Raw genomic sequence first — 14,335 nt, forward strand, 5'->3', positions numbered from 1 at the left:
TGATTTACATCTTCTTTAGTTAGAATGCATTTACAGAGAATGTATTTTGTTAGAACGACAAATCAAATAGTTATAGCCAAGCGACTTAATTTTGATTACACCATATGGACTGAGAACAAACTCTCTGTATCGCAACCCATCTCTCTTTTTTTGCTTTTTGCTTGTGCCCATTTATGCTCAATTGGGTTAAGATCTGGCGAATATGTAGGCAAATACTCCACCATATACCCTGCATCGATGATGACTTGTTGAATATTATGTTTTTTGTGAAAAGTGGCATTGTCCATCATGATTACACTAAGCGTGTTGCTTAATAGTGAAATAAGGGTGTTTCGGTGATTGAAGTAAATTTTACGCTGTTCTGAGATGGAAATTCCAAAGACCGGCGCTAAGGAGTAAGAAGGTATCATCAATAAAGGGTCTACGATTCCGTAAAATTTGGGTCATGCAACCGAGGCGCTTGATACCCGCGATGGCGTGTTCAACTGTAATACGGATGCCCGAGATTATTTTATTTTCTTGTTTTTGTTCAGGCGATAAAGGTCTTTTTCGAGTTCCTTTTTTTGGAATTTGTGTATTAGGATGCTGTTTATCTATACCTTGAAAACCGGTATCTGCCCAGATGGTTACCTCAGGAGGAATATGGCGAATTATATCGACTTTATCGAGTAAGCGTTTATCGTGACCGCGCCCATTTTTGCTCATGGGGATAAATCCAATTTGCCTTGTTTCGTCAGTCATAATAAGCCCTTTTCGAGTGGTCTGTCTTTTCTTTCCCGAATACATTTTTTTTCGCCGACGCAGATTCTTAGGCTTTTGGACAGGTCGCTCTGTCCCATCAATAAAGACGTCTTTAACTCCAGGAAAGGCGCGAAAAAATTCCTCAGCAGAGCGAATTTGACGAGCGGGCAAAACACATTCTCGCCCCAAGGTCATCTCTAAAACCGGCAATAATATTTTTACCCAGCGACATACCCGTGTTCTATCTAAACCAAAAAGAAGTCCTTGCAAATCATAGGTCGGATAACATTTTAAATACAATAAAATAAAAAGCAGTTTATCTAATGGGGTTGGGATAAATCCTTTCTGCCCTGCACCCATCTGCCGCTCGTGATCTTTTCGATTCTTTTTCCGATAAATCAAATAACAAGCTGAAAATTCAGCGGCTAAATTTTTCAATTCTTCGACTGATAATCCAATGATTGCTTTACATAAACGATTATCTCGTAACAACCGCTCTTTGTTGATCATTTCAAACCTTTATTCTCTAAGTTAAACCTCTTTTTATTCTCAATAGCCTGACAAAAAATGCAAGTCTCTATTCAGCAACTAGTTTACTGTTTTTAGGGAGTACTGGGATAAGGACTTGTGTGACCCAGGCATAGAAAACATCGCTGTTAATATTGATATCAAATAATCCGATAGCAAACAGCGTTGTGCCTAATAAAGCGCCGATAACATTTGTTCTTCCCCTAGCTCCCCAGTTCTTCAGGCCAAAACACCGTTGACCTTTTGGGGAATAGCCGTGAGTCCGTGGGGCATCGTGTGAAAAACCACTTTCATCAATAAAAACAATAGGTTTACCTTCTTTTTCATACTGTTGTTTTTTTTGTTGAAATCCCTGCCGGGCGTTTTCGTCGGCTTTCGGATGACGTAGAGTTTTTTTTATAGGTCAATCCCAGCTTTTTAAGCGCTTGCCAAATGGCCTTCTGACAAACGCCAAAACGCTCTGCACGTTCTTTTTGGTAAGCATCTGGATATTGTTCAACATCTTTTATCAACTCGGATTTATCGATCTTTCGCTGACGCGTGGTCGATGCTTTTGACTCTATTTGATTAATCCAACGCGATACAGAGGCAGGGCCAATCCGAAATTGCTTCGCTGTTTCTCGGATACTCAACCCTTCGTTTTTCCGTGTAGATATCACTTTACGTCTAAAATCAATTGAATAGCTCATTTAAATAATGTAATCAAAATTAAGTCGTTTAGCTATAGCACAATAAAAAGCATTCCGAGAGGAAAAATTAGTCGTTGAAATTTTATAATACTTATATAAATCAGTATCTTAAATTATTCAACAAAGCCGTTAAACACGCGCTTTATCATCAAAACCGTGGTAACAGCCATATCGGTGTAGTAAAGCAGCCGACCACGACCTTCAGGCGAAGCACTGTCAGTCCATGCAGCGATGGCCGACTCATCAAGCCAGACCGTCAGGGAGCCGCGTTGTCTGAGTGCTTTGTTGTAGGTGGGCCAGTTGGTGATTTTAAACTTTTGCTTTGCCATGGGGAGCTGCTATCGGGAGCGATGATAGTGCTTTGATCCGGCGATCCCCTGAAAGTTCGATTTATTCAACAAAGCCACTGCACTCCTCCAGTTACTAAAGTTAATTAAGTTAAATTAAAAATAATATATTCGATTCGTTAATCTCTATTTCCCACCGAACGCTTTCTGTAATTCATCGATATTTAAAGCAATTCGCGGACACATATTAAGAATAGCTAAACCTATATTTTTTGTGTGGAAATGATTATACCGAATTATGAGTAGGTGAAATTTGATGTGATCCAGAATTTTGTTTTTTTTATTGTGTTTTGGTTTTGGCAATAACAGCATGATGGTTAACGCTATTGCCGGATAAATAACACTTTTATTTCTTTAATAAGGAACTGGCTCACGGTAATTGCACATAATGTTCTGAATCTCGGTATCAAAGGGTCCGTGCAGGGGCAACCCTGGGAATGAGAAGCGGCGGGAGAGACCGTGCGTGATTGTAGCGGCGTTGAATTGTTTGCAGGCGAATATGCGGGTAGACTGCATCCCCTGTTTGCGTTAGGAGTAAAGAAACATGTGCGAAGGCGCACTCTGGCAGCCCACCGCCACCATTGAAAACTTATTGAAGCGTGCAGCCATCGTCTCTGAAATTCGGCGATTCTTCTCCGATCGCGGCGTATTGGAAGTGGAAACACCGGCCATGAGTCAGGCAACGGTGACCGATGTACATATGGTACCGTTCCAAACGCGTTTTGTCGGACCTGGCGTATCGGAAGGGATGACACTCTACCTGATGACCAGCCCTGAATACCATATGAAGCGCTTGCTTGCCGCAGGCAGCGGACCTGTCTTTCAACTGTGCCGTAGTTTCCGTAATGAAGAGTCTGGACGATACCACAATCCTGAATTCACCATGCTCGAGTGGTATCGCCCCCACTACGATATGTATCGTTTGATGGACGAAGTGGACGATTTATTACAGCAAGTACTGGAGTGTGAAAGCGCAGAGCGTCTCTCGTACCAGCAGGCTTTTCAGCGTCATCTGGACGTGGACCCGCTTTCTGCGGATAAGGCGCAACTGCGAGACGCGGCGGATAAGCTCGGCATGGGCGATCTTGCCAGCCGTGAAGAGGATCGCGACACGTTGCTGCAAATGCTGTTCACCTTTGGGGTGGAACCGCACATCGGGCATGATAAACCGGCCTTTGTGTATCACTTCCCAGCGTCACAGGCTTCGCTTGCGGAAATCAGCTCTGAGGATCACCGGGTGGCAGAGCGCTTTGAGGCTTATTTCAAAGGTATCGAGCTGGCAAACGGTTTTCGCGAATTGACGGACAGCGATGAGCAGCGTCAGCGTTTTGAGCAGGATAACCGCAAACGTGCCGCAAACGGGCTTTCTCAGCAGCCGATTGATGAATATCTGCTCGCGGCGTTGAAACAGGGAATGCCTGCCTGTTCTGGCGTCGCGTTAGGGGTGGATCGTTTGATTATGTTGGCGTTAAAAGCAGAAACCATTGGTGAGGTGATGGCCTTTACCGTCGGGCGTTCGTAATTACCAAACACACCGTTCCTTCGCGTGCGGAGGAACGGCGATGTGGTGCCCCATTCCCACTCGAAACGCAACAAAGTGACCCACTTGCCAGAGTCGGATAAAATCACCGTTCTGGCCATACTGGAGAGCCTGTTGCATGCAGGGAAAACATCTGACTTAGAAAGAACGGTTCTACATCGAAAAGCGGCGTGGTGAAGGTGTCAACCAAGCTACCATCGCCAGAGAGCGTGCTCTGCCTCGCTCGACCATCAGCAGGGAACTCAGACGCAATACCGACCCTACTTTCAATGGTGTCTACTGCTGTAGAAGGGCGGACACTCTGGCCCGGGAACGCCGTCATAAGCCTCTGCCAAACAATGCTTTTTACCCGTTGGAGCCACACATTCAGAACTTCATCAGGCAGGCGCTTTCCACTCACTCTTCACCTGAAATCATCAGTGGCCGTTTGCACCTGGAATTCGGTATATCTGTCAGCAAGAATACGCTATATAGCCAACCGACTTAAAAATGATTACAGCCGATGCCCTGATATGTGGCAAAGAAGCATAGCTGGCTGTTATCAAAATAATGTCGCTTAGCTATATCGCTATATCCTGCAGGAGAGACAGGCTGGCGGGGAGCTATATCAGCAACTTCCTCATCTGGGAAAACGTTACAGGTACAATGGGCTTTGTTGAATAATTTAACCGTTTGATTTACATCTTCTTTAGTTAGAATGCATTTACAGAGAATGTATTTTGTTAGAACGACAAATCAAATAGTTAGCACAATAAAAAGCATTACGGTAGTAAAATTTAGTCGTTAAAATTTTATAATGAGACTGTAAAATAATCTGTGTAAATGGCATTTTGAGGAAAACCTTCAAAGGATAACAAAATGCCTATCAGCAACGAACTTATTGACCAACTGCTTCAAGATTGTCACTCCCCTCAGGATCTGCTGGGTGAATCAGGCCTACTCAAGGTGCTGACTAAAAGACTGGCGGAACGGGTTCTTGAAGCTGAGATGGAGATGCACCTTGGGTATGCTAAGCATGACCCGGCTGGTAATCATTCAGGCAACTCACGCAATGGCAAGACATCCAAGAGCGTACGTAGCCAAAATGGGGAGATCGAGCTCGATATTCCGCGCGACCGCAACAGTACCTTCGAGCCGACACTGATCGGTAAGCACGAAAAACAGCTTAACGGCTTCGATGACCGCATTATTTCTCTCTATTCCAGAGGGTTATCAACCCGTGATATTCAGGCACACTTTAAAGAAGTCTACGGGGTCGATGTTTCCGCTGGCTTCATTTCTCAAGTGACCAATGCTGTGATGGATGAAGTTAAGCGCTGGCAGCAACGGCCGCTGGATGCGCTTTATCCCATTGTTTACCTTGACTGTATTGTTGTCAAAAGCCAGGACGGCGGAGCCGTGGCCAACAAGTCTGTTTATCTGGCCCTCGGCGTCAACGGCCAGGGCGAAAAAGAGCTGCTGGGGCTATGGATAGCCAAAACTGAGGGGGCCAAGTTCTGGTTATCTGTGATGACAGAACTGAAAAATCGTGGGCTAAAGGACATCTTCGTCGCCTGCTGCGATGGCCTGAAAGGCTTTCCTGATGCCATTGAAGCTGTTTACCCGCATACGCGGGTACAGCTCTGCATTGTGCATCAGGTGCGGAACTCGCTGCGCTACGTCGGCTGGAAAGAGCGTAAGGCCGTTGCTGCTGACCTGCGCACCATCTATAGTTCCGCAACGATAGAGGGCGCTGAAGAGGCCCTGGATGCCTTCGCGGCCAAATGGGATGAGCAGTTCCCGACGATCAGCCCGTCGTGGAGAAATAATTGGGAACGTCTCATCGTCATTTTTGACTTTCCGCCGGAGATCCGCAAGGTTATCTACACCACCAACGCAATAGAGTCGTTAAATGCTTCATTGCGCAAGATAACGAAAACGCGACGAATATTTCCAACGGATGACTCGGTGATAAAATTACTCTATCTAGCCTTGCATAATATCTCTGCTAAATGGACCTTGCCAATCAGAGACTGGAAACCTGCTATGAGCCAATTCATGTTGATGTATGGAGAACGAATCTCCGGTTAAGCAATGGAGCCATTTACACAAAATTCTTTACAGACTCTTTATAATACCCATTTAAATCAGTATTTTAAATTATTCAACAAAGCCCATTGAAGCTAATACCTTTTGCAAGTTTAAGACCCTAACAGCTGATAACGGCCCTGAATTCGCTCTGCACGAGCAAATTACTCAAATCACAGGGGCGCAGGTCTACTTTGCCCATCCTTATCATTCCTGGGAGAGGGGCTTGAATGAGCACACCAACGGGCTGATACGACGTTTTTACCCAAAGGGAACAGACTTCAGTCAGGTCAGTCATCGTAAGATTGCCGAACTCGAACACATACTCAATACAAGGGGCAGAAAATCGCTGGGCTATCGTTCCCCCAATGAGGTATTTTTAACGCACTTACTGGTGGCATAAGCCTCTACCGTTTTGTTGCGTTTCGAGTGGGAATGGGGCCTTGATCTTCAGTTTCTTCGGGTTTTCCGCGATATCTTTCGGCGTTGCCTGATCCTTGGCTGGATCGCTGTAGCCCGGTTTCAGTTTCACCAGACCCTGACTTTGTAATAAATACAGCGCGCGACTGAGGTTGGTGACATTGTTTGGCACGGCCACCGTGCCGCCTTCCGGCACCTCGCTAAAGCTTTTGTGCTTACGTGAGTAAATACCCAACGGTTCCACATGCACGGTAGCAGCGACCACAAACTGTTTCCCCAACGCTTTTTCCTGATCGCGCAGATAGGGAACGTGTTGGAAATAGTTGGCATCCACATCGCCATGCGCCAGCAGTTCATTGGCGTTTACGCAACTGGTCAGTTCGATCACTTTCATGGTGTTCTGTGGATCAATTTTCTGCACCTGCGCCAGGATCTCACTGTGGGGTACGGGATCAGCAGCCACGCGCAGCGCCTGCGACGCGGAGGCAGAGAAGGTCACGCTAACGGCCAATGCAACACTGCTAACAAAAAATGCGACACGCTTATTCATACGGGCTTCCTTTTATCGCTTCGTTTTAGGTATTGGGGTTTATGCCTGCCGCAAAGGCAGAGACGGAAAAGCGTCAGTGAGCGGCGTGTTCCGCTTTCGCTACCACATCGGCGTAATAACGCTGTGCAACATCAGGATGCGAACGCAGTCGCCCTTTCAGGTAGTTCCAACCCACATCACGCAACAACGGATTGTGCGGATCGCTGGTAGGCCCCTGCGCCAGACGCGCCACCTGCGGAGGCAATTGATAAACCGGTACCACCGCATCCAGCTGTGCACCGAGGAAAAAGGCGATAGAGAGACGCTCTTGCCCGGCAGGCGGTGAAACCACACGGTGTACCGTGGCACGCAAATAGCCATTGGTCGCCAGTTCCAGCAATTCACCGATATTCACAACAAAGGATCCCGGCAGCGGCGGCGCATCAATCCAGCGATCGGGGGCCACCTCGACCTGTAAACCGGCCTGCTCATCCTGCAACAGGAAACTCAGAAAGCCAGAGTCCTTGTGCCCGCCCACGCCTTGCTGGCTACCCTGCGCCGATTGCCCCGGATAGCGAATCAGCTTGATATGTTCGTTAGGCTTTTCACCAAGCGTGTTGCTTAATAGTGAAATAAGGGTGTTTCGGTGATTGAAGTAAATTTTACGCTGTTCTGAGATGGAAATTCCAAAGACCTGCGCTAAGGAGTAAGGAGGTATCATCAATAAAGGGTCTACGATTCCGTAAAATTTGGGTCATGCAACCGAGGCGCTTGATACCCGCGATGGCGTGTTCAACTGTAATACGGATGCCCGAGATTATTTTATTTTCTTGTTTTTGTTCAGGCGATAAAGGTCTTTTTCGAGTTCCTTTTTTTGGGATTTGTGTATTAGGATGCTGTTTATCTATACCTTGAAAACCGGTATCTGCCCAGATGGTTACCTCAGGAGGAATATGGCGAATTATATCGACTTTATCGAGTAAGCGTTTATCGTGACGGCGCCCATTTTTGCTCATGGGGATAAATCCAATTTGCCTTGTTTCGTCAGTCATAATAAGCCCTTTTCGAGTGGTCTGTCTTTTCTTTCCCGAATACATTTTTTTTCGCCGACGCAGATTCTTAGGCTTTTGGACAGGTCGCTCTGTCCCATCAATAAAGACGTCTTTAACTCCAGGAAAGGCGCGAAAAAATTCCTCAGCAGAGCGAATTTGACGAGCGGGCAAAACACATTCTCGCCCCAAGGTCATCTCTAAAACCGGCAATAATATTTTTACCCAGCGACATACCCGTGTTCTATCTAAACCAAAAAGAAGTCCTTGCAAATCATAGGTCGGATAACATTTTAAATACAATAAAATAAAAAGCAGTTTATCTAATGGGAGTCTGTAAAGAATTTCGTGTAAATGGCTCCATCGCTTAACCGGAAATCCGATCTCCATACATCAACATGAATTGGCTCATAGCCGGTTTCCAGTCTCTGATTGGTAGGGTCCATTTAGCCGAGATATTATGCAAGGCTAGATAGAATAATTTTAGCACCGAGTCATCCGTTGGAAATATTCGTCGCGTTTTCGTTATCTTGCGCAATGAAGCATTTAACGACTCTATCGCGTTGGTGGTGTAGATAACCTTGCGAATCTCCGGCGGAAAATCAAAAATGACGATGAGACGTTCCCAATTATTTCTCCACGATGGGCTGATCGTCGGGAACTGCTCATCCCATTTGTCCGCGAAGGCATCCAGGGCCTCTTCAGCGCCCTCTAGCGTTGCGGAACTATAGATAGTGCGGAGGTCAGCAGCAACGGCTTTACGCTCTTTCCAGCCGACGTAGCGCAGCGAGTTCCGCACCTGATGCACGATGCAGAGCTGTACCCGCGTATGCGGGTAAACAACTTCAATGGCATCAGGAAAGCCCTTCAGGCCATCGCAGCAGGCGATGAAGATGTCCTGTAGCCCACGATTTTTCAGTTCTGTCATTACAGATAACCAGAACTTGGCCTCCTCAGTTTTGGCTATCCATAGCCCCAGCAGCTCTTTTTCGCCCTGGCCGTTGATGCCTAGAGCCAAGTAAACAGACTTGTTGGTCACGGCTCCGCCGTCCTGGCTTTTGACCACAATACAGTCAAGGTAAACAATGAGATAAAACGCATCCAGCGGCCGTTGCTGCCAGCGCTTAACGTCATCCATCACGGCATTGGTCACTTGAGAAATGAAGCCAGCGGAAACATCGACCCCGTAGACTTCTTTAAAGTGAGCCTGAATATCACGGGTTGATAGCCCTCTGGAATAGAGAAAAATAATGCGGTCATCGAAGCCGTTAAGCTGCTTTTCGTGCTTACCGATCAGTGTCGGCTCGAAGGTACTGTTGCGGTCGCGCGGAATATCGAGCTCGAGCGCCCCATTTTGGCTACGTACGCTCTTGGATGTCTTGCCATTGCGGGAGTTGCCTGAATTATTACCAGCCGGGTCATGCTTAGCATACCCAAGGTGTATCTCCATCTCAGCTTCAAGAACCCGTTCCGCCAGTCTTTTAGTCAGTTCCTTGAGTAGGCCTGATTCACCCAGAAGCTCCTGAGGGGAGTGGCAATCCTGAAGCAGTTGGTCAATAAGTTCGTTGCTGATAGGCATTTTTTGTCCTCTGAAGGTTTTCCTCAAAATGCCATTTACACAGATCTTTTTACACTCTCTCTAATGGGGTTGGGATAAATCCTTTCTGCCCTGCACCCATCTGCCGCTCGTGATCTTTTCGATTCTTTTTCCGATAAATCAAATAACAAGCTGAAAATTCAGCGGCTAAATTTTTCAATTCTTCGACTGATAATCCAATGATTGCTTTACATAAACGATTATCTCGTAACAACCGCTCTTTGTTGATCATTTCAAACCTTTATTCTCTAAGTTAAACCTCTTTTTATTCTCAATAGCCTGACAAAAAATGCAAGTCTCTATTCAGCAACTAGTTTACCGTACAACGCATCAAAGGTATGTGGCGCTAACGCCAGCGCTTCAGCAAAAGCACGCAGCAGTTGCTGGGACATGGCAGTCATCGCTTGTTGCCAGGTCAGCAGCGTGGTTTTCAGTGTAGGCTGCGCGTCCGGCCACAAATTGGGGCCTTGTAACTGCCACCAACGCGGATCCTGTGGTGTCAATTGCAGGGCGGCGCGTTCAGCGCCAATGTCAAACTGCTCGCGCCAGCCGGGCTGGTTGCGCGTCAATTCGGCCCCGGCACGGTTGTAGCCGCGAAAATGGGGAGAATGGATCATGGCTACGCGCTGTTTTTCCTCATCAGGCAAGGCAAAGAAAGCGAGAGCCTGCTGCTGCAACTGCTGCTGTAGCGTTTCGGGAATACCGTGGTGAGTGAGATAAAAGAAACCGACATCGCGCGCGGCCTCATTGAGTGAGGTTAAAAACGGCTTTGTTGAATAAATCGAACTTTCAGGGGATCGCCGGATCAAAGCACTATCATCGCTCCCGATAGCAGCTCCCCATGGCAAAGCAAAAGTTTAAAATCACCAACTGGCCCACCTACAACAAAGCACTCAGACAACGCGGCTCCCTGACGGTCTGGCTTGATGAGTCCGCCATCGCTGCATGGACTGACAGTGCTTCGCCTGAAGGTCGTGGTCGGCCGCTTTACTACACCGATATGGCTGTTACCACGGTTTTGATGATAAAGCGCGTGTTTAACCTGTCGCTCCGGGCATTACAGGGCTTTGTCGACTCGGTTTTTACACTGATGAGCCTGCCACTGCGCTGCCCGGACTACTCTCTGGTCAGTCGGCGGGCAAAAACCGTCAGTATCAGCATAAAAACGCCAACGCGTGGTGAAATCTCGCATCTGGTCATCGACAGTACCGGTCTGAAGGTCTTTGGCGAAGGTGAATGGAAAGTCAGGCAGCATGGGGCTGACAGACGAAGAGTGTGGCGCAAGCTTCATCTGGCAGCAGACAGTGCGACGCATGAGATTATCTGTGCCGACTTATCGCTCAGCGGAACGACAGATGCGCAGGCACTGCCGGGCCTGATTAACCAAACCCACCGAAAAATCAGGGAAGTGTCAGCAGACGGTGCTTATGACGCCCGTTACTGCCACGATGCGTTGCTAAGAAAGAAAATCAGGCCCCTTATCCCGCCGCGAAGCGGAGCCAAATACTGGCCGGACAAGTACCATGAACGTAACCATGCGGTGGCGAATCAGCGTCTGAGCGGGAGTAATGATATGTGGAAAAAGAAAGTGGGTTATCACCGGCGTTCAGTGGCAGAAACAGCGATGTTCCGCATAAAAACTTTGCTGGGTGGCCATCTGAGCCTGCGTGACTATGAGGCTCAAGTAGGTGAAGCCATAGCGATGGTCAAAGCGCTGAACCGTATGACGTTGTTGGGTATGCCACACAGCGTCAGGATAGGATAACAGGTGTAGCAGAGGGAGTCATCCTGTCGGCTAATTCTGATTTATTCAACAAAGCCGTTAAAAACGCCCGCCGCTGCTCGGGGTTGCCGTGCAGGTGTGATAAATCAAGGAGAGGTAATCTGTTTATGGTACTCATTGCGTACTCCATCAATTATTCCATGCTCAACCGGAAAATAAATGCAGGAGCCGCAACAACAACGATAGCCCGTCATGGTTCACCTCATCAGGAAGCGGAGTGATTTGAAAGCGTTCATCTGTACCAGCGCAACGCCCCAATCATCACAAGGTAAAGTAACCGATGTTTTTCGACATCTGATGCTATTAACCCTGAATTACAGCGACGGGTAAAATACAAAGAGTGGCAAAGTTAAGCTGCGCTTTAGCTATGCGACCAACTTTGCCATGGTGGAGAGTGTGATAACCACATGTCACCAGGCATTGTCGGGAGACAACGCCCGGTCTCGTATAGGGCTACACCTGTTCCTACGGCTTAGCTAGCGCCTTCAACAATCTCTGGATATCCTGCGGCGTAGGCGTCTCACAGGTGAATAAAATGCGGTACATCAGCGGGGCAATAATGCGCTCAATGATCTGTTGCGCACTGGCAGGCGTTTCCTGCCGCGCCAGTGCACGCTCGCGGATAACCTCCAACTGCTGCGCGATGAAACCGGCACACTTGCCCGAGCTTTCATGCCCCGGCGTGCCCAACACATCGCGCAGCATCGCACGGCCCGGCGCCGAGGCCATCTCTTCGATGTAGGTATTCAGCCAGATCTCAAGATCGCCGGTGAAAGAACCGGTATCCTGTGGCTCCGCATCCGGACGCAGCTTTTCTACAGCCACATCGGCCAGCAGTTGGGGCAAATCCCCCCAACGCCGGTAAAGCGTAGACGGCGTCACGCCCGCGCGTGTCGCAATGGCGGGAATGGTGAGCGCCTGACGCCCCATCTCCTGTTCCAATTCGCGGACCGCCCGGTGAATCGCCGCCTGCACGCACGCGCTGCGCCCCCCCGGTCGCACACCTTGTGTGATCGCCATCTGATACTCCCTGCTCGAACCAAAAACGTTTATTTATACAACTAAAGCAAAATATTTGCTTTAGTGAAAAAATCGCTGTAGCGTTGTTAACGCATAATCTTAGCTTTTATACCACAGGACACACCATGACGGTTATCAGCAATACCGTGATACGCACCACACCCCGGCGCGATGCACTCACACTCGCATTACATAGCCTCACGCTGATAGCCTTTATGGCAGCCTCCAGCGTGCCGACGCCGCTCTATCGGCTATACCAGCACGAGTGGGGATTTTCCGCGACGCTGCTCACTGTCATCTTCGCCGCCTATGCTTTTGCCCTACTGTGCGCCCTGCTGATCGCTGGCCGACTTTCTGACCACGTGGGGCGACGTCCGGTGATTGCGGTGGCGTTACTACTTAACATCGCCGCCATGCTCTGTTTTCTCTTTGCATCGCATCCTTATGGGCTTGTCGCGGCGCGCATCGTGCAAGGCTTTGCGACCGGGCTTGCAACCGCTGCGGTGGGTGCCGCTCTGCTGGATGTGCATCCCGAACGCGGATCGTTGGTCAACAGCATTGCGCCACTGACCGGTATGGCCGCCGGTGCGATGTTGAGCTGCGCCCTGCTAGCGTATCAACTGGCACCGCTCCACAGCGGCTATCTGTTGCTGATCTGCGTCTTTGTGCTGCTGTTGGCAGGTCTGGCATGTACGCCGGAAACCGGCCTGCGCCGCATCGGAGCCTGGGCCAGCCTGCAACCCAGCGTTGCCGTACCGCCACAGGCCAGAACGGCTTTTTGGCGTGTGATGCCGGGTAACGTTGCAGTGTGGATGGTGGGCGGTTTCTATCTATCGCTGATGCCCTCGTTGCTGGCGCAAAATACGCCGACGGTTTCCCGCTGGCTAAGTGGCATATCCGTCGCAGCCCTGACGCTAAGCGGTGCCGTGGCGATTCTGCTGGCACGGCGCACTGCCGCGACACCGACACTGCGCGCGGGCGCACTCTGCCTGATCGTAGGCATGACGCTGATGCTGTTCGCGGTCCATCTCGCCAGCACCGGTTGGCTGCTGGCGGGGGCATGTATTACCGGGCTGGGGTTTGGCATGGCATTCCTCGGCGCGCTACGCAGCGTACTTCCGCTGGCAAAACCGCACGAACGCGCGGGCCTCACCGCCGTGTTCTACATCGAAAGCTATTTGGCCAACAGCGTGCCCGTGATCATCGCAGGCTATCTGACGCAGCATTTAGGGCTGATCGACACCACCTATGTATACGGTAGCGTGATCCTTACGCTGGCGACGTTAGCCATCGTGCTAACGTTTATCCCACGGTTAACCAAAGTGAAATAAAATTAACAAAATCATAATACTAAACAACCTGACAGCATAAGATATAAAGAATTCGTCTTGCGATTTATCCCTGTAAAGCAAATGGTTATGGTCTACCTCTTTTGCGGAGAATATCCATGACCACATTATCCATATTCCAACTGCCGCACACGACACAGCCCGCAGAGCAACTCGCCGCCTTTGGCGATATCGCCGAGCTGCTGGCGGGGGCCGGAATCCAGCTCGAACGCTGGGAGATTGGCTCGCTGCCCGCAACGGCGGACAGCGACAGCCTGCTCAGTCATTTTCAGCAGGATATTGAACGCCTTAAACAGCAAGAGGGTTACACCGCCGCCGATGTGATTCGCATTACGCCCGATCACCCCGACAAACAGGCGCTGCGTGAAAAGTTTTTACAAGAACATACTCACAGCGAAGATGAGGTACGTTTTTTTGTCACGGGTAGGGGCACGTTCTTCGTTCCGCTGGGCGATAAGGTGTTCCGTTTAACCTGCGAAGCGGCTGACCTGCTGCGTGTTCCGGCCAACACCCGACACTGGTTTGACTGCGGTGCACAGCCGGACTTCACCGCCATCCGTATTTTCACCAATCCGACAGGATGGGTGTGGCATTTCACCGGTCAGAAAACCTTCTATAGCCAACCGACTTAAAAATGATTACATCCTATGCCCTGATATGCGGCAAAGAAGCATAG

15 protein-coding genes and 4 pseudogenes are annotated in these 14,335 nt (G+C 49.1%); 7 read left to right on the top strand and 12 right to left on the bottom strand.

What is annotated here, in order from left to right:
* Positions 1-95: 95 nt before the first annotated feature.
* From ACQGXV_RS07650 to ACQGXV_RS07670, 5 genes and pseudogenes are all read right to left on the bottom strand, one after another.
* Positions 96-290 carry a transposase gene (locus ACQGXV_RS07650; protein WP_440862580.1) on the bottom strand — a complete coding sequence of 65 codons (195 nt, stop codon included), beginning with the start codon at positions 288-290 and terminating at the stop codon, positions 96-98.
* Positions 291-351: 61 nt separating this feature from the next.
* Positions 352-1,251: a transposase family protein gene (locus ACQGXV_RS07655; protein WP_440862705.1), complete on the bottom strand. Its 900-nt coding sequence runs from the start codon at positions 1,249-1,251 to the stop codon at positions 352-354.
* Positions 1,252-1,318: 67 nt separating this feature from the next.
* On the bottom strand, positions 1,319-1,669 hold the full coding sequence (locus ACQGXV_RS07660) for a transposase (protein ID WP_440867321.1): 351 nt from the start codon (positions 1,667-1,669) through the stop codon (positions 1,319-1,321).
* Positions 1,593-1,958, bottom strand: coding sequence for an IS630 transposase-related protein (locus tag ACQGXV_RS07665; protein WP_440862584.1), 366 nt, complete (start codon positions 1,956-1,958; stop codon positions 1,593-1,595). Before ACQGXV_RS07665 ends, ACQGXV_RS07660 begins: the two co-directional genes overlap by 77 nt.
* A gap of 128 nt (positions 1,959-2,086) precedes the next feature.
* A pseudogene (locus tag ACQGXV_RS07670) lies at positions 2,087-2,287 on the bottom strand (transposase); the annotation flags it as partial.
* A 562-nt stretch (positions 2,288-2,849) separates the two neighbouring features.
* Between ACQGXV_RS07670 and epmA the strand changes: the two are divergent.
* The 4 genes from epmA to ACQGXV_RS07690 all read left to right on the top strand — a co-directional run bounded on the left by epmA (position 2,850) and on the right by ACQGXV_RS07690 (position 6,315).
* Positions 2,850-3,827, top strand: a complete 978-nt coding sequence (gene epmA, locus ACQGXV_RS07675) for an elongation factor P--(R)-beta-lysine ligase (protein WP_222159802.1) — start codon at positions 2,850-2,852, stop codon at positions 3,825-3,827.
* A 437-nt stretch (positions 3,828-4,264) separates the two neighbouring features.
* A complete protein-coding gene (locus tag ACQGXV_RS07680) occupies positions 4,265-4,405 on the top strand; it encodes a hypothetical protein (RefSeq protein WP_440866074.1) in 141 nt (46 codons plus the stop codon).
* Positions 4,406-4,703: 298 nt separating this feature from the next.
* The gene (locus tag ACQGXV_RS07685; RefSeq protein WP_440866075.1) at positions 4,704-5,915 is read left to right on the top strand and encodes an IS256 family transposase; all 1,212 of its coding nucleotides are present in this window, start codon (positions 4,704-4,706) and stop codon (positions 5,913-5,915) included.
* Between the two features lie 85 nt (positions 5,916-6,000).
* Entirely contained in the window at positions 6,001-6,315 is a 315-nt protein-coding gene (locus ACQGXV_RS07690) for an IS30 family transposase (RefSeq protein WP_440867322.1), read from the top strand.
* Here ACQGXV_RS07690 and ACQGXV_RS07695 read toward each other — a convergent pair.
* From ACQGXV_RS07695 to ACQGXV_RS07720, 6 genes and pseudogenes are all read right to left on the bottom strand, one after another.
* Positions 6,313-6,882, bottom strand: a pseudogene (locus tag ACQGXV_RS07695) (MetQ/NlpA family ABC transporter substrate-binding protein); the annotation flags it as partial. The gene ACQGXV_RS07690 and the pseudogene ACQGXV_RS07695 sit on opposite strands and share 3 nt — an antisense overlap.
* A gap of 73 nt (positions 6,883-6,955) precedes the next feature.
* A pseudogene (locus ACQGXV_RS07700) lies at positions 6,956-7,471 on the bottom strand (2OG-Fe(II) oxygenase family protein); the annotation flags it as partial.
* A 52-nt stretch (positions 7,472-7,523) separates the two neighbouring features.
* A complete protein-coding gene (locus tag ACQGXV_RS07705; RefSeq protein ID WP_440866076.1) occupies positions 7,524-8,300 on the bottom strand; it encodes a transposase family protein in 777 nt (258 codons plus the stop codon).
* The gene (locus ACQGXV_RS07710) at positions 8,278-9,489 is read right to left on the bottom strand and encodes an IS256 family transposase (protein ID WP_440864785.1); all 1,212 of its coding nucleotides are present in this window, start codon (positions 9,487-9,489) and stop codon (positions 8,278-8,280) included. The genes ACQGXV_RS07705 and ACQGXV_RS07710 overlap by 23 nt, the downstream gene beginning before the upstream one ends.
* A 49-nt stretch (positions 9,490-9,538) precedes the next feature.
* A complete protein-coding gene (locus tag ACQGXV_RS07715) occupies positions 9,539-9,739 on the bottom strand; it encodes a hypothetical protein (protein WP_440863451.1) in 201 nt (66 codons plus the stop codon).
* Positions 9,740-9,824: 85 nt separating this feature from the next.
* Positions 9,825-10,271 (bottom strand): annotated as a pseudogene (locus ACQGXV_RS07720) (2-oxoglutarate and iron-dependent oxygenase domain-containing protein); the annotation flags it as partial.
* A 77-nt stretch (positions 10,272-10,348) separates the two neighbouring features.
* Between ACQGXV_RS07720 and ACQGXV_RS07725 the strand changes: the two are divergent.
* Complete coding sequence (locus tag ACQGXV_RS07725; protein ID WP_440863224.1) at positions 10,349-11,272, top strand: IS5 family transposase; 924 nt, start codon at positions 10,349-10,351, stop codon at positions 11,270-11,272.
* Positions 11,273-11,755: 483 nt separating this feature from the next.
* On the opposite strand, the gene ACQGXV_RS07730 is transcribed toward ACQGXV_RS07725, so the two are convergent.
* Complete coding sequence (locus tag ACQGXV_RS07730; RefSeq protein WP_440866077.1) at positions 11,756-12,265, bottom strand: TetR/AcrR family transcriptional regulator; 510 nt, start codon at positions 12,263-12,265, stop codon at positions 11,756-11,758.
* Positions 12,266-12,435: 170 nt separating this feature from the next.
* On the opposite strand from ACQGXV_RS07730, the gene ACQGXV_RS07735 reads away from it, so the two are divergent.
* Both ACQGXV_RS07735 and ACQGXV_RS07740 read left to right on the top strand, forming a co-directional pair.
* Positions 12,436-13,641: an MFS transporter gene (locus ACQGXV_RS07735; protein ID WP_440866078.1), complete on the top strand. Its 1,206-nt coding sequence runs from the start codon at positions 12,436-12,438 to the stop codon at positions 13,639-13,641.
* A 116-nt stretch (positions 13,642-13,757) separates the two neighbouring features.
* Entirely contained in the window at positions 13,758-14,291 is a 534-nt protein-coding gene (locus ACQGXV_RS07740; RefSeq protein WP_440866079.1) for a 1,2-dihydroxy-3-keto-5-methylthiopentene dioxygenase, read from the top strand.
* The last annotated feature ends 44 nt before the right edge of the window (positions 14,292-14,335 follow it).

The organism is Symbiopectobacterium purcellii (assembly GCF_052050035.1).
GTDB lineage: Bacteria > Pseudomonadota > Gammaproteobacteria > Enterobacterales > Enterobacteriaceae > Symbiopectobacterium > Symbiopectobacterium purcellii_A.